Origin of the sequence: Mesorhizobium sp. M0563, from assembly GCF_040321065.1 — a bacterium.
Classification (GTDB): domain Bacteria; phylum Pseudomonadota; class Alphaproteobacteria; order Rhizobiales; family Rhizobiaceae; genus Mesorhizobium.
Genome location: NZ_JAMYQV010000028.1, coordinates 66,103 through 88,166, shown reverse-complemented (window position 1 = coordinate 88,166; position 22,064 = coordinate 66,103). Strand labels below are relative to the sequence as shown.

General features: G+C 60.0%; 17 protein-coding genes. 8 read left to right on the top strand and 9 right to left on the bottom strand.

Annotated elements, in window-relative coordinates:
* Positions 1-419: 419 nt before the first annotated feature.
* Positions 420-1,100: an OmpW/AlkL family protein gene (locus tag NKI50_RS27450; RefSeq protein ID WP_352718196.1), complete on the bottom strand. Its 681-nt coding sequence runs from the start codon at positions 1,098-1,100 to the stop codon at positions 420-422.
* 1,608 nt (positions 1,101-2,708) lie between these two features.
* On the opposite strand from NKI50_RS27450, the gene NKI50_RS27440 reads away from it, so the two are divergent.
* The 4 genes from NKI50_RS27440 to NKI50_RS27425 all read left to right on the top strand — a co-directional run bounded on the left by NKI50_RS27440 (position 2,709) and on the right by NKI50_RS27425 (position 7,637).
* Complete coding sequence (locus NKI50_RS27440) at positions 2,709-4,013, top strand: lysine N(6)-hydroxylase/L-ornithine N(5)-oxygenase family protein (RefSeq protein WP_352718190.1); 1,305 nt, start codon at positions 2,709-2,711, stop codon at positions 4,011-4,013.
* Positions 3,920-4,474: an FAD-binding protein gene (locus NKI50_RS27435; RefSeq protein ID WP_352718188.1), complete on the top strand. Its 555-nt coding sequence runs from the start codon at positions 3,920-3,922 to the stop codon at positions 4,472-4,474. The genes NKI50_RS27440 and NKI50_RS27435 overlap by 94 nt, the downstream gene beginning before the upstream one ends.
* A gap of 45 nt (positions 4,475-4,519) precedes the next feature.
* Positions 4,520-5,299 (top strand): phytanoyl-CoA dioxygenase family protein, encoded by a 780-nt coding sequence (locus NKI50_RS27430; RefSeq protein WP_352718186.1) that lies wholly within the window; start codon positions 4,520-4,522, stop codon positions 5,297-5,299.
* Between the two features lie 388 nt (positions 5,300-5,687).
* Entirely contained in the window at positions 5,688-7,637 is a 1,950-nt protein-coding gene (locus NKI50_RS27425; RefSeq protein ID WP_352718184.1) for a class I tRNA ligase family protein, read from the top strand.
* A gap of 827 nt (positions 7,638-8,464) precedes the next feature.
* Here NKI50_RS27425 and NKI50_RS27420 read toward each other — a convergent pair.
* The 3 genes from NKI50_RS27420 to NKI50_RS27410 all read right to left on the bottom strand — a co-directional run bounded on the left by NKI50_RS27420 (position 8,465) and on the right by NKI50_RS27410 (position 13,041).
* On the bottom strand, positions 8,465-9,922 hold the full coding sequence (locus tag NKI50_RS27420) for an NAD-dependent succinate-semialdehyde dehydrogenase (RefSeq protein WP_352718194.1): 1,458 nt from the start codon (positions 9,920-9,922) through the stop codon (positions 8,465-8,467).
* A 508-nt stretch (positions 9,923-10,430) separates the two neighbouring features.
* Positions 10,431-11,933: a M16 family metallopeptidase gene (locus NKI50_RS27415; protein ID WP_352718182.1), complete on the bottom strand. Its 1,503-nt coding sequence runs from the start codon at positions 11,931-11,933 to the stop codon at positions 10,431-10,433.
* Positions 11,934-12,813: 880 nt separating this feature from the next.
* Entirely contained in the window at positions 12,814-13,041 is a 228-nt protein-coding gene (locus tag NKI50_RS27410) for a hypothetical protein (RefSeq protein ID WP_352473851.1), read from the bottom strand.
* A 384-nt stretch (positions 13,042-13,425) separates the two neighbouring features.
* On the opposite strand from NKI50_RS27410, the gene NKI50_RS27405 reads away from it, so the two are divergent.
* On the top strand, positions 13,426-13,638 hold the full coding sequence (locus tag NKI50_RS27405; RefSeq protein ID WP_352718180.1) for a cold-shock protein: 213 nt from the start codon (positions 13,426-13,428) through the stop codon (positions 13,636-13,638).
* A 218-nt stretch (positions 13,639-13,856) separates the two neighbouring features.
* Here the strand turns inward: NKI50_RS27405 and NKI50_RS27400 are convergent, their stop codons facing one another.
* Entirely contained in the window at positions 13,857-14,327 is a 471-nt protein-coding gene (locus NKI50_RS27400) for a Ros/MucR family transcriptional regulator (RefSeq protein WP_352452644.1), read from the bottom strand.
* Between the two features lie 607 nt (positions 14,328-14,934).
* On the opposite strand from NKI50_RS27400, the gene NKI50_RS27395 reads away from it, so the two are divergent.
* Both NKI50_RS27395 and NKI50_RS27390 read left to right on the top strand, forming a co-directional pair.
* Positions 14,935-15,183, top strand: a complete 249-nt coding sequence (locus tag NKI50_RS27395) for a DUF982 domain-containing protein (RefSeq protein WP_352718178.1) — start codon at positions 14,935-14,937, stop codon at positions 15,181-15,183.
* A gap of 798 nt (positions 15,184-15,981) precedes the next feature.
* Complete coding sequence (locus NKI50_RS27390; protein ID WP_352718192.1) at positions 15,982-17,037, top strand: cytochrome-c peroxidase; 1,056 nt, start codon at positions 15,982-15,984, stop codon at positions 17,035-17,037.
* A 277-nt stretch (positions 17,038-17,314) separates the two neighbouring features.
* Here the strand turns inward: NKI50_RS27390 and NKI50_RS27385 are convergent, their stop codons facing one another.
* From NKI50_RS27385 to pdxR, 4 genes are all read right to left on the bottom strand, one after another.
* Positions 17,315-17,644, bottom strand: a complete 330-nt coding sequence (locus tag NKI50_RS27385) for a helix-turn-helix domain-containing protein (RefSeq protein WP_023679674.1) — start codon at positions 17,642-17,644, stop codon at positions 17,315-17,317.
* Between the two features lie 432 nt (positions 17,645-18,076).
* A complete protein-coding gene (locus NKI50_RS27380; RefSeq protein WP_352458254.1) occupies positions 18,077-18,784 on the bottom strand; it encodes a B3/B4 domain-containing protein in 708 nt (235 codons plus the stop codon).
* Positions 18,785-18,999: 215 nt separating this feature from the next.
* Positions 19,000-19,248: a hypothetical protein gene (locus NKI50_RS27375; RefSeq protein ID WP_352718198.1), complete on the bottom strand. Its 249-nt coding sequence runs from the start codon at positions 19,246-19,248 to the stop codon at positions 19,000-19,002.
* Complete coding sequence (gene pdxR, locus NKI50_RS27370; protein WP_502900389.1) at positions 19,241-20,737, bottom strand: MocR-like pyridoxine biosynthesis transcription factor PdxR; 1,497 nt, start codon at positions 20,735-20,737, stop codon at positions 19,241-19,243. The genes NKI50_RS27375 and pdxR overlap by 8 nt, the downstream gene beginning before the upstream one ends.
* Before the next feature lie 82 nt (positions 20,738-20,819).
* Between pdxR and NKI50_RS27365 the strand changes: the two genes are divergently transcribed.
* Entirely contained in the window at positions 20,820-22,052 is a 1,233-nt protein-coding gene (locus NKI50_RS27365; RefSeq protein ID WP_352718174.1) for a trans-sulfuration enzyme family protein, read from the top strand.
* Positions 22,053-22,064: the final 12 nt, after the last annotated feature.

The window sequence follows — 22,064 nt, the reverse complement described above, 5'->3', positions numbered from 1 at the left end:
CCCCCCCCGCGCGAGGGGGGCGCCCCCACTCCATCCGCCCCCCCCACCCCACATCAATTCAACTGCCCCCCGCCGCGGCGCGCTGCGCCCCCCCCCCGGCTGCTCGTGAACCGCGCCCGGTCTTCTTCGGCAGGCTTCAGCGATCTTGCCCCGTTCGGCTCGCGTCCCTGGCGCGGGGCAGCCTGTCGGCTGCTACTGGCAAGTACCTGGTCGGGTGCAGGCGCTGCAATGCGTTGGATGGTCATCGCATAAAGTTGATCAGAACGTTCCTCCGATTCGGATACCTCCCCGCCAAGGGTTACGAGGCCCCACCCCTCTATTGATCCGGGTCGACTCGCCCGTGCAGCGCCGGCGTGGAAAGGGCGCCCGAGGCGCCCTTCATTTCAGATCGGCTGTCAGCAAGCCGCGTCGCCTTGGTATCAGAAACGGTAGGTGACGCCTGCGCCTATCAACCACGGATCGAGCGCAGCCTTCCCCATCAGCTTCGCGCCGTCGACCGTGACGTCGAAGTCTGGCTTCAGGAAGAGCTTCTTGATGTCGAAGTTGACTCCCCAGTGCTGATCCACCATGTAGTCGAACCCGACCTGCAGCGCAGTGCCGAACGTGTTCTTAACCTTGAGAGCATCGGCGCTGCCGACATCCTGGTTATAGAATATCGTGTAGTTCACGCCGGCGCCGACATAAGGCTTGAACGCGCCGAAATTGGTAAAATGATACTGCAATGTGAGCGTAGGCGGCAGCAGCCAAACCTTGCCAATATTGCCCAGCCCCCCGATCGTTTCTTGGCCCTCGATGTTCGCATAGGTGGTGCCGAGTATGAGCTCGGCGGCGATGTTGTCCGTGAAGAAATAGGAGATATCGAGTTCCGGCGTCACCGTGTTCGAATAGGAAAGATCGGAGCCGGGCACTGCATTGACGTAGCCCGAATCCTCAGTGACGACCCCCAACGCACGCAGGCGGATCTGCCAAGGGCTTGGCGCTTCCGTGACCGAGGCTCCCGCCTGCGGGACGCTCGCCGCTTGCGCAAGGTCCGCCGCGACGGCCTGCTGTCCCATCACAATGAGGACAACGGCCGCTGTTACTCCCCGCGCCGCGCGCATTTGGTTTCTCGCCATGATATTCTCTCCTTGCTCTTCAGAAATGTGGACTGAATTACGAAAAATCTTGCTCGAATTGCTTGATATTGGCGGAGCGCTCGTGCCCAGTTTGCTTCGCGGCTGCGACCGCATGTTCGGCGCGCATGATCATGGGATGATTCTCCTCTTTCCGTGCCGCAGCGCGTTTTGCGGACTGCGCTGCAGGTGTCGTGCCAAATGAGAAAATCATTTCATAACAATGCGATCACCCTGATGGCGCTGTGTCTCATGTCCGACATCGTCGAAGATCCGACAACGAACGCAGCCGTGACCGCCTGATAGAACCTCCCGTGCCACTCGGTGGGCACTGCGGAATAAACAGTGAAGCTCACCGCGAAACTGGCCGAGCTGTCGGATCGACATCGGCGACGGGGCGTTCGACGACCACTACGTCGCTGGTGTCGGGCGCGGCACAGCCTGAGGACTCCGCGGCGGCGATCATCGAATAACTGCGTTTACGATTGCTCCATCCTGGCCCACCGGTCGGCGCGCAAAAGACTGCTTTGCGGCCTTATCCCTCCGCCTGGATTGAGTCGCAGGGACCGAATGGCGCACGTGCTTTTGGAACCGGCAGAGTGGTCATAACGCAATTCTCTTCGGGCTATCTTTACAGAGATTCGACAATCCAGTTGGTGAACGTCCCATATCGCGCAATCATTGATCCGCTTAGGTCTGGGCATGCGCCCATCCGCAACCATCTCATCAAAGGCATCGATCCGACCCCAACATAGAGAATTGCTTCCCCATGAGAGAGGCGTCGCGACGGACATGAGATTGCGTCACTCTTCATGATCGCGGCCTCCGAGGATGTCGGGATCGAGCCACTGCAACGGCACGATAGGGCGAAGGACCTGGCAGCTCTTGCAACTGCCGACCTCGATGGGCGAAGGCACATCGCGATCTGTCCGGCAGAGACACCAAGTTCTGCACTGTCCCTTCATGAAGACTTCGTGCTGGTCTCCATAAGAGAAGTTTTCTGGTGCAGAAGGGGCCCGATTAGCTATTCGGAAAAAGGCGACATCGACGTGCAAATGGGGCGCCGCTGTGAGGCGTCCCCCTCAATGTCGGATTTCCGACAGGATCGCAAATCTGCCAACCCATTGTTAAATAAAACTTCCTTCTCTGGCACGGCCCATGCATGGGACTCTGCGAACGCATCAGCGAGACGTCGTCCATGATCATGCGCACTGAAAATGCCGTAGCCGCAGTGAAAACCGCGCTCTCGCCTGCCATCAAGTCGCCGAAAGGCCGGCGCGTCATGGTCGAGGCGGGCGATTGCGCCGGCTTCAAACACCTTAATGGGCCTGGAAAGCTCCTCGCGTGACGGCGACGCGGGCATCCAGACGGGCGGAAAGGACATACGTCGTTGCCCCACGTCGCCGGCATGACCCGTCGATTGTCACCGCGCTGGAATGCTCGGGTCTACATTCGACGACCCGAACGCGCTGGACAAATTCTCGCAAATCCGGTCGGGACCGGGGCTCGAAAACGTCCGCGACGGGCCCAATGGCTATGGGCGATACTCGCCGCGAACAAGCCGCCTAGTGGGAAGACTCTATAGGAGGAAAGCAAGTGGAGTTATCCTGCGTTGGGGTCGGTGCTGGGCCGTCTAATTTGAGCCTTGCGTGTCAGATACACGAGCAAGTTGGGCAAGGGGCATTGTTCCTGGATCGGCAGGTCGACTTCCGCTGGCATCCAGGCATCGCATTCGATTCCTCGGAGCTCCAGGTCAGCCACTTCAAGGACCTGGTCACGCTGGCGAATCCGCGATCAGCCTACACTTTCGTAAACTTCCTGCACGAGAACGGGCGTCTGTATCACTTCCTGAACGCACAGTTCGAGGCTGTGTTCAGAGCTGAGTTTGAGCAGTACCTGAACTGGGCCTTCCACAGGAACCCACTTGTCCGTGGCGGCGAGACCGTGCACGAAATCCGCTTTGACGGCGCGTTTCGGGTGCGGACGGATGAGGCGGTTCTCGGCGCCAGAAACGTCGTGGTCGGCATTGGCAAGCAGGCGCAAATTCCGCCTCAGTTTCAGGGCTGGACTGGACGCAACCTGTTCCACTCATCTGTTTTACTGCACATCCATCCCGAGGTGCGGAGAAAGCATGTCTGCGTGGTTGGCGGAGGCCAGTCGGGAGCCGAGGTGATGTTGCATCTTGTCGGCCTGCCGAAAGAACGGCGGCCTGCCTCGATCACTTGGGTCTCGCAGCGCGAAAACTATCTGCCTCTGGACAACAGCCCGTTCACAAACGAGTTGTTCATGCCCTGCTTTTCGGATCGTTTCGCGGCGATGAGCGAGTCGCAGCGTAAGCTGCTCCTGCGGCGTTTCGTGCTTGCCTCGGACGGCATTTCGGAAAGCACGTTGCGCGCGATCTATCAGGCGCTGTACCGCCACGCATTTTTCGAGCCAAACCGATCCGACATCACACTGCGGCCGGGCTGCACCGTCTCGCACTGCATCAACGCCGGCGCGGGTCACAGGCTGACCCTGCAGCACGGCATGGTCGAAGTCGAAGAAGTCACGGCTGACATCGTCATCCTGGCCACCGGTTACGAGAACGCGGTGCCAGACTTCTTGGAACCCATCGCGCACCGGCTGGAGCAGATCGACAATGAATTGGCTATTCGCGAGGATTTTTCGGTGAGCTGGGAAGGACCGCGTGACAGACGCATCTTCGTACAAAACGCGAGCCTCGGGCAGCGCGGCCTGGCCGATCCGAACCTAAGCCTGCTGGCCTGGCGCGCGCGCCGCATCCTCGATAGCCTTCTTGGGCGCGCGCCATGCGCGAACCCCGAGCATCCTGGCTTCATCAGCCATACCTCGATCGGGAGCTGGCCCGCCCCCGCAGCCGAAGAAATGGGCAGCGGGATATGACTCGTAGACTTTTGATCATCGGCGGTGGCATCCTAGGAATGATGTGCGCCTCCGCTGCGGCGAAGGCCGGAGGCTTCTCCGAAATCATCGTGACCGAACAAGCCCTTGGACCAAGCGGCGCATCGCATTATTCTGGGGGCGTGCATTTCCCCTACGGTTGTCAAGACCGTACCAGGTCGCTCACTCGAAAGAGCTCCGTGGTCTTGGCAGCCATGGCTGGGTCGGCGGTCAGCGGATGGTGCCGGCCTTTAGCGATGCGTGTCGTGGCTGGACCGGGTGAAGCGACTGATCCGGCCCAGTTTACGGAACCCCTGGACCCGGCTGAGCCTGACATAGGCAGTCTCGCGCCGAGCTTCTGCGGACAATATCCGCCGGAGCGGAACGCACTTAGCATCGCCGTCCCACATGACGTGAGTCCGTCTCCGTGGACCCGCAACTTGACCAGCGCCCGACTGCCCTAATTGGGATGTCCGACCAACCAGTCTTTCCAACAGGAGGCTTTTCGCATGTTGACTGATGCACAAAGAGAAAAGTGGCAGAAAGACGGATACGTCAGGCTCGAAAGGTTCTTCGCTCCAGCGGCTCAGGAAGATATATCTACTTTTGTCGAAGATATGTCACGCTGGGATGTCAGCGATGATAAATGGCTCATGTGGTTCGAGAAGACGACGGACAATCGAAAGATCATCTCAAAGATCGAGAATTTTCTCGACTTCCATGATCCATTGCGTCGTTTGCTCTTAGAAGATCAGCGCATAGAGTCAGCGGTCGAGGATTTGCTTGGCGAAGATTCGCGCAGGCTCAAGGAGTTGCTGATTTTCCACTACCCCGACAGCGGCGGCTATCTCCCGCATCAGGACATTTATCACATTCCACACAAACTCCCCGACCGGATGGTCCATGCGGTGGTTGCCATAGGCATCGACGACTCCGACCCGGAAAACGGCGGGCTTTTCTTCAGCCCCGGCAACCACAAGAAGGGGGTGTTTCCCATGGATGCCGGTGGGGTGATCGATCCTCAAGTCGCCGCAATGTTCTCCTGGGAACCCGTAGTATGGAAGGCTGGCGACATCTTCATCTTCGACGATTACGCACCGCACTACTCACGACCGAACAAAAGCAATCGTTCGCGGCGGACACTCTACTTGGTGTTCCAGCGTGCTTCAACCGGTGGACCGACCCGCGCTGAATATAACGTGCTTAAGCGCGCCCTTAACCCGCCCGAGGGCAAAGTGGCCGATGTCGACAAACTCAAGCCCCCAAATGGCATTTTCTATCGCGATTGAGCTCACGCAGCCAGGCGGAGCATGCACACGAAACTGATCGACCGCTCAAAAATGCGCGGAGAGTATGGCGTTCTGATTTGCGGGCTCGCGGAGCATCGACCTCAGCCAGTTACGACGCTTTGGCACGTGGATTGTGGAGGTGGTCGCAGGGCGGTCTTCTATGACGCCTACAGCCCGACTGGCGCCCCCCTCGTCGCCCGCCTGGCGGCCCAGAGCCGCATTATTCTGGCCGGGGCCGCCAACGGTTGGGCCTGCCGCTTCTCTGCGCAACTTGCACAAGAGGCTGTTGCGTTGGCATCGGGAGATGCCACTGTTTCAACTGCTTAGGTTTGTCATGCGGAAATCAACGCTTTCTCGAACGACGCTGTCCCGGGCGTTCGGTATCAACATGGCCACGCTTGGAACGGGAAGCGCCGGCACGGGGTTTTCGTTCGGTAGGGTGGCACCGGGCGTTACATCCGAGCCCCATCGGCACGACGAAATCGAGGCCTTTGTGATCCTGTCAGGATCGGGCAAGGTCAGGACCGACCTTGGGGAAATCTCGGTCGAGGCGGGCGATGTCGTTCTGTTCCACCCTTTTGAAGCGCATGTGCTGCGCAACGACGGAAACGAAGACCTAGATTTCGTCGATGTCTACTGGCGAGACGGCGAGGCCGCCCTTGATGCCGCTGCAAAGACCACGGCTCCACGCGGACCGATCTTCGTCTTCTCCACGCCACCGACGCCTAATGGCGATCTGCATCTGGGGCATCTTTCTGGCCCTTATTTTGGCGCTGATGTCTACACGCGTTTCCTGCGCATGAAAGGGGTCGAGGCCTACCACCTGACAGGAAGCGACGATTACCAGAGCTACGTCACCATGCGCGCCGATGCCGATCAATCGACGCCTGCAAACGTGGCGCGCTACTACGCCGACGAGATTTGCGCCACGCTTGCACTTCTCGATTGTGACGTCCACAGCTTCCAACCCACAATGGACGATGACGGTTACGGCGAGTTTCAAGCCGCGTGTTTCCGCAGTCTTCTGAGCAGCACGGCGGTAGATCTGCGCCAGAGCCCTGCGCTTTTCGATGCTGTGACAGGCCACTATCTTTACGAACCGGATGTTAGCGGCCTCTGCCCCGATTGCGGCGGCTCCGCCGGTGGCAACATCTGCGAGGAATGCGGCGCCCCAAACCTTTGCCACGACTTGGGTGCAGCCCGGTCACGGCAGTCTGCCGAGGCGCCGCTGGTCGGCTCCGTCCGCCGCCCGGAACTTGCCTTGGACCGATGCTACGACAATATCGACCGGCATCTAAGGGCGTCGGGCGTCCCGCTACGGATCTTGGATCTCTTCGCGCGCCTACGCCGACGCGGCAACTTTTCAGTGCCCATTACCCACCCCTCGGACTGGGGCCTGCCGGCCGAAGGGTTCCCGGGGCAAGTGATCTGGGTCTGGCCGGAAATGGCCTTCGGTTTTCTTTACAACATCCAGGCGCTCGGCCGCTTGCTGGGTCGCGACTGGAAGGCGGAGATGCCCGGCAACGACTGGCAGATTGTCCATTTCTTCGGCTTCGACAATTCGTTCTACCACGCGCTACTCTACCCCGCTCTTTACGCCGAGGTCTTCTCCCACTGGACGCCACGCATCCGCTATCACGTCAACGAGTTCTACCTGCTCGACGGCAAGAAGTTCTCAACCAGCTGCCGCCATGCGGTCTGGGGCAAGGAGGTTCTGAGCCCAAAGACAGTCGACGTCGTGCGCCTCCATTTGGGCCTGACACGCCCCGAAGGTGAGCGGACGGATTTCACGCTGGACGCGCTGCGCCGCACCGAGAACGAGGTGTTCCAAGGGATTTGGCTGAACTGGCTTGATGCGTTGAACCAGGAAATCAAGCAGGATTTTGGCGGCCGTGTACCCGATGCAGGCGACTGGAGCCCGGCCGACCGCGCCTTCTTTGCTCGGATAGAGATCTATCGCGCGGCGATGGAACGCGCCTATTCGGACGAAGGCTTCTCGGTCCGGCGCGCGGCCGCTCAGGTCTGCGATTTCGTGCGCGATTGCGTGATCTACCGTCGGGCGCAAGACTATGCGGCGGCGCGACGTTTCTATCCCGCCCGCAATCGGACTTCGCTAGCCCTTCAGACGACGGCCGCTGCGATCCTGGCACCGACACTCGCTCCGCTGATGCCCCGATTCGCCAGAACGCTGGCGCGAGGCATCGATGGCGTCTCAACCGAAACATGGCCCCGGTCCGTCCAGCGCCTTGCGCCCGAGACGCGCTTTGATCTCGGACCCGTGTTGGTGTTCTACGCCAAATCCGGCAATCCTCATCTCGATGAGGGGGAAGCACTATGAGCCCAAAGGTGCACCAGTGAGCTATCCCAATCTCGACCAGATCTGCGCGGCAATCAAAGCCGATGATGCCAAATATCTTTACTCGCTGTCACTGGCGACCGAAGCCGCTATCAGACGGTAGAGACCAGATTGGCGGACCTGAACCGACGCATCGTCGACACCCTGGCCCGCGCCTTCGAGGACCGCTCGGCCGATCGCTTCCCAGCCCTTGCTGTTTCGTGCCGCAAATGCCGTGTGGGCTCGACTGTGCTGACCAACCTCTTCGGCATCGCGGAATTTCCGTCCTCCAGCCGGTCAAGACTGTCATGCGGTTCGAGGCGCTTGGTCAACATGGCGCGCCCTGGATCGTGCGCCGATCACCGGAATGTCGAATGCGAATGCCTGCCTGATGGTATCTTCGATTCTGGCCGAGCCTGTACCGGCGCGGCAGTCGGCCGAAGAACAACTGAGCTACTGACAATCGGAAGGTAGCAGGTTCAAAATTCTGCCCCAGAAACCGGATATTGCGCACAGCCAGCGTTCACGATCGCGATGGTGAACAAGCTTCCAACCAGACCCGCGCAACGACAGCCCGTCGCCTGAAGATAGTCGGCGAGGGCCGCCAAATCCCTCGCAAGCGTATCCTCCGTCACATGCACGCCGTCTTCGCCGACAAGCAGACGCTTGTCTCGTCGAGAGATAAGTCCAGCCAGGGTGCTCCTTCAGGAGCGTGTTTGCTCGGGTACGGAGCCGCCCCTCAGTTCCCAATCGAGGAGCGATCCTACAATTCACATATTTGGAGATCGCTCGCTAGGTTACCCGGTCTGTGAACCCTGCAAGCCGAAAATTCAGATGCCGCCCATGCAGAGATATTTCATTTCGAGGTAGTCCTCGAGGCCATGGCGGGATCCCTCCCGCCCGATGCCGGACTGTTTTATCCCACCGAACGGCGCCGCTTCTGAAGACATCCGGCCGGTATTTACCCCGACCATTCCATATTCCAAGGCCTCGGCCACACGCCAGACACGCTTCAGGTTGGAGGCATAAAAGTAGGCCGCGAGGCCGTAGATCGTGTCGTTGGCCTCACGCACGACCTGATCCGCATCTTTGAAGCGAATAATCGGGGCCAGCGGCCCGAATGTCTCTTCTTGCGCGACGGTCATTCCGCTGGAGACACCGGTCAGGACTGTCGGTTGGAAAAACGTGCCATTCGTGCCGATGCGTTTGCCCCCGCAGCGAATTGCGCCGCCTTTGGCGACGGCATCGGCAATATGGGATTCGATCTTGGCCAATGCGTGCTTGTCGATGAGCGGTCCGATGTCCACTCCGGGAGCGAAACCATCACCAACTTGAAGTTGGCGAGCCCGTTGCACGAATTTCTCGACGAACTCGTCGTGAACGCCCGACTGGACGTAAAGGCGGTTCGCCGAAACGCAGGTCTGGCCGGCATTGCGGAACTTCGCCTGGATCGCACCGTCAACCGCGGTATCGATATCGGCATCATCGAAGACGATGAAAGGTGCATTGCCGCCGAGCTCAAGGCTGACTTTTTTGATCTGGTCCGAGCACTGGCGCATGAGCAGGCGCCCGATCTCAGTCGACCCGGTGAAGCTGATCTTGCGGACCTTGGGATTGGTACAAAGTTCGCGGCCGACCGCGTCACCTTCGGACGCATAGATCAGGTTGACGACGCCTTCGGGAAAGCCAGCCTGTTGGGCGAGGGCGAACATTGCTCCCGCCACGAGCGGCGTCTGTTCAGCGGGCTTGAGGACGATCGTGCAGCCCGCCGCCAAGGCTGGCGAGATTTTGCGCGCCACCATCGAGGCCGGGAAATTCCATGGCGTTATCGTGCCAACAACTCCGATGGGCTGCTTGATCACCAGCATTCGGCGGTCCATCGATGGTGCGGAGATCGTCTCGCCATAGACGCGATTGGCCTCCTCGGCGTACCATTGCAGATACGCCGCAGCATGCGATATCTCCGACTTGGCTTCGGCAAGCGGCTTGCCCATCTCCGCGGTGAGAATCGCGGCGAGATCGTCGGCGTGATCGATGATCACCTGATGCCATCGCCATAGAACGTCGCTGCGCTCACGTGCGGTCAACCCTGCCCATCCAGGCTGCGCGACATAGGCCTTGTCGATCGCAGCGCATGTCTCCTCGACACCCATGTCGGGTAGTTCTGCCAGCACTTCGCCAGTCGACGGGTTGAGGACCTCGAATGTCCGCTCGCTAATCCGCGTGCCAAGTGCCGGCAGGCGATCAATGGGTCCAAACAGGTCGGGGGATCTCAGGTGACGGATCATCGGCAGGCACAGGGGCAATACCGGATTCCTCCTCAACACAGCAGGTATATATAGCAGGTGCGGTGTGTACTCCGCGACGTCCGGGTTCCTTATAGGGCCTCGGCCAGACAGCTGGTAGACCACGGTACCAACTGGAAAGGGAGAATACCTGAATACGCTAGAAGATGCCTCGCGGTTCTACTAGTCGAACGATTGAACAACGGACATCGGCTTCGCCAGCCGCGCGGAGTGGATGCTGGTGGCCTGCGCCTACAATCTGCGGACCACGAATCGGCGACTCTATCCACTCGAAGAGAGGCTGGCCTGAGGAGGAGCGCACCCCAATAATGACGCCTGAACCGGCAAATGCCTGGCAAGGCCCGCGAAAACCGCTCCTCGCGGCTTTAAACAGATCCCGTTTACCCGGCGAGCGCCCGCAAGATGAGAAAGAGGATGGAGAGGAACAGCGTGGCGAAAGCGCGCCGACGGAAGACCGGCCGGCGCATTTGCATGGGGATGGAGCTCATGATCAATTCCCCGCCTGTTGCTGCGGCAAAAGATAGCCTGTCGTCGAATGGTCGAGCACCAGATAACGCGCGGCGACCGCCTTGACCTCGTCGGTGGTGACCTTGCGGACGCGGTCCGGCCTCTCGAGCACGTCCTTCACATTGCCACCGGTGGTGAGCGTCTTGCCATAAATGTTGGCGATGTGGTCCAGCTCGTCGTGCGCAAAAATCACCGAGCGGATATAGCGGTCTTTGGCCTTGTCCAGCTCGTCGCTGGTGACGCCATCCTTGGCGATCCGGGCGACTTCGGCAACGGCCGCCGCTTCGAGATCGACGAGCTTTGCATCGCCGCGCGGCGAGCCGGAGATGGTGAAATTGGTGTCGTCTAGCATGGTGCCCTGGAAGGAGGCGCCGGCCGCCGACGCTATGCCTTGCTTGACCACAAGCTCCTGATATAGCCGGCTGCGGTTACCGCCGCCGAGGATCTCGGCCAGCAGGTCGAGCGCCTCGGCCTCGCCGGGCTCTGCCGTATGATAGGACGGCACCACCCATTGAGTGGAAAAGCTCGGCACCGAAACGCGCGCATCGGTCAGCGTCACTGTGCGCCTGGTGTTCTGCTCCGGCTCGACCGGGCGGTTGCGCGCGGGCAGGTCCGGCCCGCGCACAACCTTGCCATAGGTCTTCTCGGCCAGCGCCTTCACCGTCTCAGGCTCTACGTCGCCGGCCACCACCAGCACGGCGTTGTTCGGTCGGTAGTATTTGTTGTAGATGGTGAATGCGTCGGTGCCGTTCAGCTTCTCCATCTCCTGCATCCAGCCGATGACCGGGATGCGGTAGGGCTGGTTCTGCCGCAACGTCGCGTTGACCTCCTCGTCCAGCAGAGCATGCGGGTTCGTCTCTCTGTGCCAACGGCGCTCCTCCAGGATCACGTCGCGCTCGGTCTTGATATCATCGTCGTTGAGGATGAGGTTGAACATGCGATCGGCCTCGAAGCCCATCATCTCACCCAACGCCGAGGGGGCCACCGTCTCGAGGAAGGTGGTGTAGTCATAGGCGGTGAAGGCGTTATTGTAGCCGCCAATGGCTGAGACGGCTCGGTCGAACTCGCCGGCGGCGTGGTTGGTCGTCGCCTTGAACATCAGATGCTTGAGGAAATGGGCAAGGCCTGATTTGCCGGGTGGCTCGTCGGCGCTGCCGATCTTGTACCAGACCATATGAGTGACGATCGGCGCGCGGTGATCGGGGATGACGACCACTTCCATGCCGTTGTCGAGCAGGAAATCCGTCACCTTGCCGCCGGCGGTGGCGGCCAGAGCCGGAGCGGTCGTCACCAGGGCCAGCGCGGTGGCAATGAACGCCTTGCGCAGCCAGGGGGACGATCGATGGCTCCGGTTGTGGTGGCTGGTCGAAAGGCAAGGTTCGAGGCAAAGTGATTTGTTCCTCAGTTTGATGAAGGCGCTGCGTCCCCGTCTCCCCGCGTGGGAGGATCGGCGGGCAGCGCCGAGGCAGATGAATAAGCTCTTCATGGTGCCAGGCCTTACTCGAGCCTCATCTTTGGATGGACCCAGGAGGAGACCTGCGGCGGTATTCCTTGGTGAGGTGATCATGGAACGGATTCTCCTTGGTCCGCGACGCCTTTAGGATGACCAAGCATGCACCGTGCCAGATCAGAAAACCGTTCGAGGCATGTGGACAAATCGGGCTCTGCCATGTTGCGCATCCGACATTGTCGGACATCGGAGAGGGCCGAACGCGACGGGCGCGGCTGAGAATATCTTCTTCGTTCGGAAGACGATTGGGCGCGCTGCCGGGGAGGGGTATAGGATGCGCTTCGAATGGCCGCTGCACTGACGGTGAGAATGGAGATGTTGGTCGCCCCAGCGGGACCCTGTCCTCGACAGCCAGACCGGGTCGATGCTGAAGGGCAGAGGCGTGAGCAGCCCAGCCAACTCGAACCCGGAGCCTGCTCGCGCGCTAGGACGGATCTGATCCAAAAATCGGCAAGTTGGGCGATATCCGCGAGGCGCTGGAAAACGAAGATCGTAGGACTCGGGCGGGAAAAAACGATGCGGTCGCGCGCTTCTGGCGTAATGCGCCTGCCGCGAGGCCGTTGAGCCTGATGAGTTGCTGCGGGAAAGGGGAGTGTTTGCGCGGGACCTTGGTCAAACGTAAGAAACAACCGTCGAGCTCGCCGTAGAGGGGCATGCAGGCACGTCTGTCGCTGGAGGACAGCAGCACGGAAGCTGTCCGCGCTTGCCGTCGTCGCTGGGTACCAAACAGGAGAATTTGGCGGTCGCGATCGAATTCATCTGCGTAAATACCGCCTGGCTGTGCTCGGTTTGCCGGCGAACAGATTTTGCCTTCCTTGCGGCTGCAAACGCATCCCTGGCGGCGTGGTCCCTAAAGTCAAGAGCATCGGGTGAGTAACAGCCTGATCCTGCTCAATCTGATGCGCGCCAACCGCCTCGCCGGATTGTGGAACCGCTCGCGGGTAGCTTCTACCACAAACAGCAATGTCATGAAATCAAGTAGGAAGTCGTCGATCGCTTGGGCGATTGTTTCTGACTTGCCCTTGAACTGGTCCAGCAAAACGCGCGCGTTATCGATCGCTTCCACGCTGGTGGCATCGATCAACCCCTCGACCCTCTTGAAACAATCCAATTCGAAACTCCTTCAAGCGCTTGCCAAGCCGTTATGCACGAAGGTAGCTCCGTGAACTACCCGGCCTTTGACCTGGCGGCACGAGCAGCGGTCGGCCTTACGTCCCGTGCCTCCAAGCACCAGCCCTAGACGTGGCGCTGAGGAGCGTTGGAAGGATCGGGCGCTTCCGGCCATGCTCCAGCGGTAGTGTAGGACAGTGCTTGCTGGCGACTACGGCCAAAATGGAGTGCGCCAGTTGCCGCCGACCAATCAAGCGGCCTTGAAATTTTTCGTTTTGCTGCCCCTAAGTCTCGGCTATGAATCGGACTGGCCACAAAGGCCTGCCCACGTTGCAATTGTTACAAAAGGAATACGCATATGGCGACCGGAACAGTGAAGTGGTTCAACAGCACCAAGGGGTTTGGATTTATCCAACCCGACGATGGCGGTCAGGATGTTTTCGTCCACATTTCCGCTGTCGAACGCGCGGGCCTCTCGACCCTCGCTGACGGCCAGAAGATCAAGTATGAGATTGAACAGGACCGCCGCACTGGCAAATCCTCCGCTGGCAGTCTCAGCAAAGCTGGTTGAAATTTTCTCCTGCGTCCTGGCAAGAGTGGGCGCGTAGGTCCGGAGGTCCTCACGGCCGCTCGATAGGAGCGAGCAAAAACTGAGGGCAGCAGATTGCTGCAGGCGTCGCGAATTCCTCATGAAATAAAAAAGGAGGCGGGGTTGGCCCCGCCTTTTTATATGACGCGCAGATTAAGCCGATGGCTGCAACGCTCCAGAACGAATCTCCATTGCCGAAATCAAGCCGCGACCTTCTTGCGGGTTCGCTTCGTCGGCGCCGGCTCCGGCGCTTCCGGCGCTTTCGGTTTGCGGCCGAGCCCCATTGTCTTGGCCAATGACGAGCGCGCCGCGGCGTAGTTCGGCGCGACCATGGGATAATCCGCCGACAGGCCCCATTTGGCCCGATATCCATCCGGCGTCAGCCCATAGTGGGTCGACAGATGGCGCTTTAGCGATTTGAATTTCTTCCCGTCCTCAAGGGAGATGATGTAGTCCGGTGTCACCGACTTCCTGATCGGGACTGCAGGCGTAAGGGCAACCGGCTCTTTTGCAGAGACACCTTCCGCCGTCCCTTTCAGAGCCGCGTGCACTTGGCCGATGAGGGCAGGGAGATCCCCCACCGGGATCGGATTGTTGGAGACATAGGCTGAGACGACATCGGCCGTGAGCTCGATGAGGGTGTTGATGTTTTTTTCGGCTTCTTCTGTCATGAAACTCTCCAGGCGGCGTGAAACACAGTCGGCGAAGCGTCGCTTCATAGTGGCGGTCGCCGCTGAAAGCAACAAAGGTCTCGACACGATTATTACGATGCTCGTCCAGCGAGATCTATGGCGCGGTATCCGCCGTCGTGACCGTTGATCCGCCCGTTGTTGGCGACCTGCCGCGGTCCTTGCGCATTTTCAGGCGCGTCTCGGCCGTAAGCTTTGCGCCGAAATGACCAGTATTCTCGAAACGAAGCGGGCTATTTCTGTTTCGCCATCCTCTCTTTGGCTGTGAAATCGGTGGCCGAGCAGTGGCCGCTTCCTGGTGGCGCGTGAAGGAAGTATCAAACGTTGATTCGCAATGGTCGAAACGATGTAGATTCATCATCCGGTGAGCCGCCCTCGCAGCAGGATGTTAGGGATTGGCCCGCTGGTAAACCGAGGACATCACGCCGCTGCTTTGCCATTGAACCGCTATCGCTGTGATAACACATTCCGCAATGGTGGGCGGGAGAAGGCGCCTGTTCACGCAAACGAGCGGTTCAGCAGGTCGGGAAGAACGAATGAGCTCAGGGACTTCAGCAGCCCACTTTTCGTAAGGCGTGCAGCGCACATCGTGCAAGAGATTGCCAGTCCTGCGGATGCTATCGATTTTCTCAACGAAGGGCCAGAAGATCGCAGAGACCGGATCTACGAAGCCGCCCTCAGGGCGTGCTTTGATGCATACAACGGACGAAAACCTGCGAGCGCAGCGCGCAAGGCTGTTTTCCGCTTTGCGAAACAGGTCGCCATATTGGAAGATGCAACCTCGGCGATGCAATGGCTCGCTGCCTGCATGTCGGGCAGTGGAAAAGCGCAAGTATAGGCGCCCAGTCGTGTGTGAGGCTGGAGCGGGTACGCCGACGAGGTTATTGTGTCGAGATTTCGCCGGCATCTGGAGCGTAGTGTAGCGAACAAACAATATTTTGCGGCGCTATGGCGATGTTAATCATCTTGTTGTATTTGTAAATCAGCTTCTCGCGACAGGATTGCAACGCCTCCGGTGTGAAAATCACTCCGTGGGACTTGGTTCTCAAATTCATGATGGTAAATTACCGTGTAATGATTGCAAAGCAGTTGTCCCATTGAAGCAAGATGATAAACGAAGCCAAAATTGTGCTCCGTCGTCTGCCAATATTCGCTCTATGGAGGCCTACAAGCCAATTAAAACAGCTACTCGGGCGCCTCTGAAATTCGTGTAATTCTGCTCACCCCAAACGGCCCTCTACAGTCGAAATAAGATCGTCCCGCAAAGGTGCTACAAGACACGATCGCGGATCGATTTGGGCCAAGGTCGATCTGGCGAAGGCAGGCGGAAGTCGAGCAGGACTGCTGCGGAACAGATAACCGGCCCCAAACCGAATCCGACACGGTGGCCCCGATTTCTTCATAGTTGAAGGCGCAGAGAGAACCGGAGCACGGCTCCGGCGCCGCCGCTTGCCGAGCAGCGATCCTCCGCCTCCCAAAATCCAATCGAGAAGAGCGTTCAATTCCGGGACGGTCCAAGCTCTGCCGCAAAAACAGGTGTCAGACCCCCGGTCCTCTCCCGCAACTGATCTAGCGCAGGGCGTTCATGAGCCGCATATCCCAGAGTGGCTGCGTGCACGACGCAGCGAGATCATTTATGAAAGTCCTATTCAGTACGATGGCTGTCCCCTTGTTGACGGCCACCGCCTTTGCTGCGGATTCGATCCCCGCAGACCTCAGAGAAACGGCAATGGCCACTTTCAAGGCTTTGCCACCCACCACGCCGGCAGTCGCCAACAACCCGATCACCCCGGAAAAGATCGCTCTCGGCAAGGCACTGTTCTTCGATCCACGCGTCTCTGCGTCAGGCGTCTTGTCGTGCAACTCGTGCCACAACCTGGCCACCGGCGGCGACGACAATCACGAAACCTCGATCGGCCATGGTTGGCAGAAGGGACAGCGCAACGCGCCGACTGTACTGAACGCTGTCTTCAACATCGCCCAGTTCTGGGATGGTCGTGCCGAAGACCTGAAGGCTCAGGCGAAGGGACCGGTCCAAGCCGGGATCGAAATGGCCAATACACCGGGCCAAGTCATCACCACGCTCAAGTCCATGCCGCAATATGTCGAGTGGTTCGATGCAGCTTTTCCGGCTGAAGCCGATCGGGTCACCTTCGACAACCTCGCCAAGGCAATCGAAGCCTTCGAGGCGACACTGGTCACGCCGGCCCCCTTCGACAGTTTCCTGAATGGCGATGACGCCGCCATGACTTCCGAACAGAAACAGGGCCTGGCGCTTTTCATGGACAAAGGCTGCTCGTCCTGCCATGCCGGCATCAACGTTGGTGGGGAAGCCTATTACCCATTCGGCCTCGTGGAACAGCCCAGCGCCGAGGTCCTGCCGGAAAAAGACAAGGGCCGATTTGCGGTCACCAATGCAGCCGACGACTCCTATGTTTTCCGCGTGGCGCCGCTGCGCAACGTTGCACTCACCGCGCCATACTTTCATTCGGGCAAGGTTTGGGATCTGAAACAGGCCGTTGCCATCATGGGAACCACCCAGCTTGGCGTGGTACTGGCGGACGAAGAAGTCGACCTGCTTGTTGCCTTCCTCAACTCGCTGACCGGAAAGGCACCCGAGGTCGCCTATCCCATCTTACCCGCCGAAACGGCGACAACACCCCGGCCTACAACGCAGATCTTAGGAAAATAAACGGCCAGCTGACTGCGGAACATCGCAATTGACAATGATTGCGACTTTTACCGGACGAGACGAGTCGCGACGTCCATGAGAACGCAAATGGCTCGTTTCCAAAGTGCAGACACTGCTTCCGTCACCAGCTCGTTGCGATGGAAACATGTTTGGGATCTGGCGTGCGACATGCCAAGGAAGGCGTCTGACGCATGAGGCTCGCGCGCTGTCGATACCGCGCGGCGGCCGGCCATCGCGCTGACGGCCGAATTGCCGCGCGCCGAAGTGATCGGCCCCCTTAGGGCGAAGGGGCAGCCACTCCGTCCTCCATGTCCAGCGATTCTTCGACTGCTTCCGGATTCCGGGCGATGGTCCAAAGGAGAGTATTCGCCGCTGCATCCGGTTTCGAGCGACCTTGCTCCCAGTTTCGAAGCGTTGCCAGATCGAGGCCATACCTCACGGAGAATGCCTCCTGAGAGAGCTTCGTGCGATCCCGGACTTCGCGAACACTTATCGGCCGCGGCGCATGAACCTTCGCGATCACGCCTGCGGACGACAGTTCATTCTTCAGTGCCAATAGGTCGTCAACGCAAGGAACCGTCACGAACGCCTTGCCGTGATCGACCATCTCCGTGAGTATCGCGTGGGCCGTCCTGAGCGGCAGCTGTCTCTTAACGAGAATCCGGGCGGCCTCAGGAGTATTCGCGCCGTGAAGAAAACTGAGGCTCAGTCGGACGGGAGAGCCTGACGACACCGGGACGACGTCCCGGGTTCGCGCCCGTTGTCCGTACCGCTCCTCGATTTAGTCGACATTAAGCTTCTCCGCGATCACTCGACCGAGCTTGCGCAATTTGGACCATCCCCACTGGAGGCATCGCGATAAAAGTACGCCAAACAACGCTAAGGGAGAACAAGCAGTGATCTGATTTCGTTCGGCGCTCGTTTTCGAGAGCCGTTCTGGGTCGTTCGCAATCAACTGTGTAGGCCAGCGGAGCGAGCAAGGAGCGCCAGATCCGGACAGGGCTGAGTGGGGTGTTTCTCCGAAAGATGGGGCCATGCCCTAAGGAACACGAGATGTAGTGGACTCGTCGATTCGCGCTGTTTCGATTCGCGCACCCGGGCACAACGCTTGGATAAGTCCCATCAGATGCTCTCCGGTGGCCGTCATCTGTTTAGCTGACATTGGGCCGAGGGCTTCCAGCACGAGCCACATGGCGCGGGTATCGACCGTGACCATGGTGCGCCGCCCCTGCCGCCAGTTCCAGCGGCGGCACGTGACACCGGCATCATCGCACCAGATGACTTCGCCCGGTTCAGGATGCTCGGTTACCATTTCACCTTGCTGGATCGTGTCGAATGGCTCCGCTCCCTTCGCAATTAAAAGTCTCGGGACCCCCTGGTAGAGATCGAGATCCTCCCCGCCAATCGGAACGCCGTACAGCACGCTGACGGCATTGTAGGCATCAACCAGTGGGGATATCCGCGGGAGAGAGCCATCTTTCCGCACCCGCTTGAGAAGCGCGGCGGCCGAGCACGGCGTTCGATTGGCCTTTGTGCCGAAAGCCTCGTAGGCAACGGCCCACGCCGCAAGATGCGCGTCCCTTTGGGCGTCATCGCGAAGCGCCGCCTGTTCCGCCGCCGCAATCGTGTCGTTCAACGCCTGTGCATCCGGCACGTCGATTTCAGCGTTCCGCACCACAATGCTGATCAGATGAAAATCCGGGTAGCGGGCCTTGATCTCGGGGGCAATCAATGGCGTGAAAGACATGGGATGCTCTTTTCTCATGGGGAGGCTTTGCGCTGCGGGTCGTTCGGGAAATGTTTGAAGAAAGGTGCTTGTCGAGCGTCCAGATCTTCTGGCATCGGCATGGTGCATGCCGCACCATGCGCTGGATAATTCCATCATTCGGCCGTGGACAAGGCCTGGTAGAGATCGTCGATTATCTCTTGCGGGTGCTCGAGCCCGCCTCGGCCGGCAACAAGCTACGCCTCCGCCAGATCCTCCATTTCATAAAAGGCAGCGGGCGCGATATGGATGTGAAGCAGCTTTCCTTGCCGGTTATGCATCGCTCTCGGAAATTCGTCTCGCACGAAAATCTGCCGCCAAACTGGCCTGATCAACAGCGCCAGTTGCATGGCGTTTTCCCAGTCCAGTTGGCTTTGCACGAAATGCGGTTCAGCCCAAGGGTCGGTTTCCTCGCCAGCACGCCACGTCCCCGCCGTTTTAGCCACCGTGTCCCGGCAACGCGTCTTGCACCTGCTTGACAACCGCTCCCAGGACCTCAACGCCCTTCTCGATCTGCCGAATGCTCAAGGCGGCATAGCCCATGACAAGCCCCACGCGATCGATGCGGCCTTCGTCCGATTGCCGCTCGTAAAGGGGCGAGATCAGGTGCAGCCCCAGGCCCGCGCCTCGGGCGGCTTCGACCAGGGTCGTTTCCCGCGATCGCGGCAGTTCGTCGAACCAAACGACGACGTGCAGACCGGCCTCTGCTCCCTGGACAGCGATGCGATCTCCGAAGCTGCGCCGCAAGGCGCCCAACAACGCCTCCCGACGCTCGCCGTTCAGCCTGCGCACACGCCGCACATGGCTTTCGTAGCCGCCACTCTCGATTAAAGAGGCCAGAGCCTCCTGTTCAGCTACCGGCGAATGCCGGTCCGCGAATTGTTTGGCGGTTGCGAAGACCTCCTGCAATTCCGGCGGGACGACGAGGTAGCCGATACGCAGCATCGGCGAGAGCGTTTTGGAGATCGTGCCGAGGTAGATGACAGCCCCGTGGTCCTCGAGACTGTGCAGCGGAGGGACCGGATTGATGTCGTAGCGATATTCGCTGTCGTAGTCGTCCTCGATCACGTAGGCATTGTTGTGCCGCGCCCATTCCAGAAGCTGGTGGCGGCGCGTGATCGGCATGACGCCGCCCAACGGAAACTGATGCGATGGCGTGACATAGGCCAGTCGTGCACCAATCCCCGCCAGCAACTCCGTCTTCATCCCGTCCTCGTCGACGGTGACGGGGACGGGCGAGGCGCCTGTGCTGGCAAAGACCTGACGCGCCATCCTGTAGCACGGATCCTCTATGACGAAGCTGTCGGCGGGATCGAGAAGCAGGCGCGCGCACAGATCGAGGCCCTGCTGCGAACCGTTGACGATGATGATCTGCTCGAGGTCGCAGCTCAGGGTTCGGGCGCGCCAGAGATAGCCCTGCAACGCTTGGCGCAGCCGGCGCGAGCCGCGAGGATCGTCATAGGCAAGACGCAACGGGCGCTGCGCCATCGCCTCGTTCATCGCGCGTTTCCAGATCAATGCAGGGAAATCCGACGGCGCCAGGTCACCATAGCGGAAATCGACCTTCAGCCCAGTCGGCAGATAATCCGGCCAGGGCGGCGTGACGCGCAGTCGGCCCCCATAGGCGGACAGAAGAACCGAGCCGACCCGTTTCGCAGGCGTGCGGCTTGTCTCAGGACCGATCAACGAAGATGCAACGCGGGGTCGTGCGCCTTGACGGACGTCGATGAAACCTTCCGCGGTCAGTTGCTCATAGGCGACCGTCACCGTCGTTCGCGAAACGCCAAGGTCATTTGCCAGGCCTCGGGAGGACGGCAGCTGACTGCCGGTTTCATAGACGCCGCCGAGGATTTGCTCGCGAAGAGCCTCGTAGATCTGGCGTGCACCCATCGCGTGCGAGCGACCTGCAGAACCGGCACTTGAAGACTGGACCATTTCATTCATTGCCAACTGGATATTTCACATCGGCCAGTTTGCCGTCAATCTTTCGGAAACCCAAGAAAGATCTAGAGGCCGAATGACCCGTTCCTATCAATCCGAAACCGATGCTCTCACGCGGTCGCCCAACGACACCGGTCCCGGGTTCGCCACTCGGGCGATCCATCATGGCTACGATCCGGCCCGCTTTTCCAATGCCGTTCAGCCGCCAGTCTTCTTGACCTCGACCTATGGATTCGAAAGCGTGGCAGCGAACGAGGCCGCCGCCACCCTTGGCGGAAGGCTCTATGCGCGCGAATACAATCCGACGACGGAGATCCTGGAACAACGGCTTGCCAATCTGGAAGGAGCCGAGGCAGGTTTGGTCGTTGCCTCGGGGATGGCGGCTTTCGGGACGCTGATCCTGTCGCTCCTGTCCCAAGGGGATGAACTCATCGTCCACAGGACACTTTATGCGAACACGCTTGCCATGGTCGAACAGGCGGTCCCCCGCTTCGGCATCAAGGTCGTCGCGGTCGACCTGTCCGATCCTCACAATCTCGATGCCGCGATCACCGAGCGGACCCGGCTTGTTTTCTTCGAGACGCCGGTGAATCCGCTGAGCCGCATCCTCGACATCGCTGCCATTGCCGAGCGCGCCCACGCGCGCGGTGTAAAGGTTGCAGTCGACAGCACCTTCGCCTCCCCCGCGCTCCAGCGGCCGCTCGAACATGGGGCAGACCTCGTGCTCCACTCGCTGACCAAGTACATCAATGGGCACGGCGATGCCCTTGGGGGCGCGCTTCTGGGCGACGCGCCAACGCTCCGCACGCTGCACGAAACGGGCCTGCGCTACATCACCGGCGCAGCGCTCTCGCCCATGTCAGCCTTCCTGATCCTGCGCGGTCTGAAGACGCTCACGCTGCGCATGGAACGGCACAGCGGCACGGCCCTTGCGGTGGCTCGGGCGCTCGAGGCGCACCCGGCGGTGGCATGGGTGAGTTATCCCTTCCTCGACTCGCACCCTGATCAGGTGACGGCGCGAAAGCAGATGTCCCAAGGCTCGGGCATGTTGGCCTTTGGCCTCCACGCTGGGTTCGAGGGCGCGCGCCGGATGATGGACCGGCTCAACTTGATCACCCGGGCTGTCAGCCTCGGCGATGCCGACAGCCTCATCTATCATCCGGCAAGCCTGACCCGTGCTCGTCAGCCGATCCGCAAGGATGCCCATCTGGCCGATGGAGTCGGCGAGGACCTCATGCGTCTCTCGGTGGGTCTTGAAGACGCCGATGACCTAATCGCCGACCTGCGGCGGGCTTTGGACGCCTTGTGATGACCTGTCGTC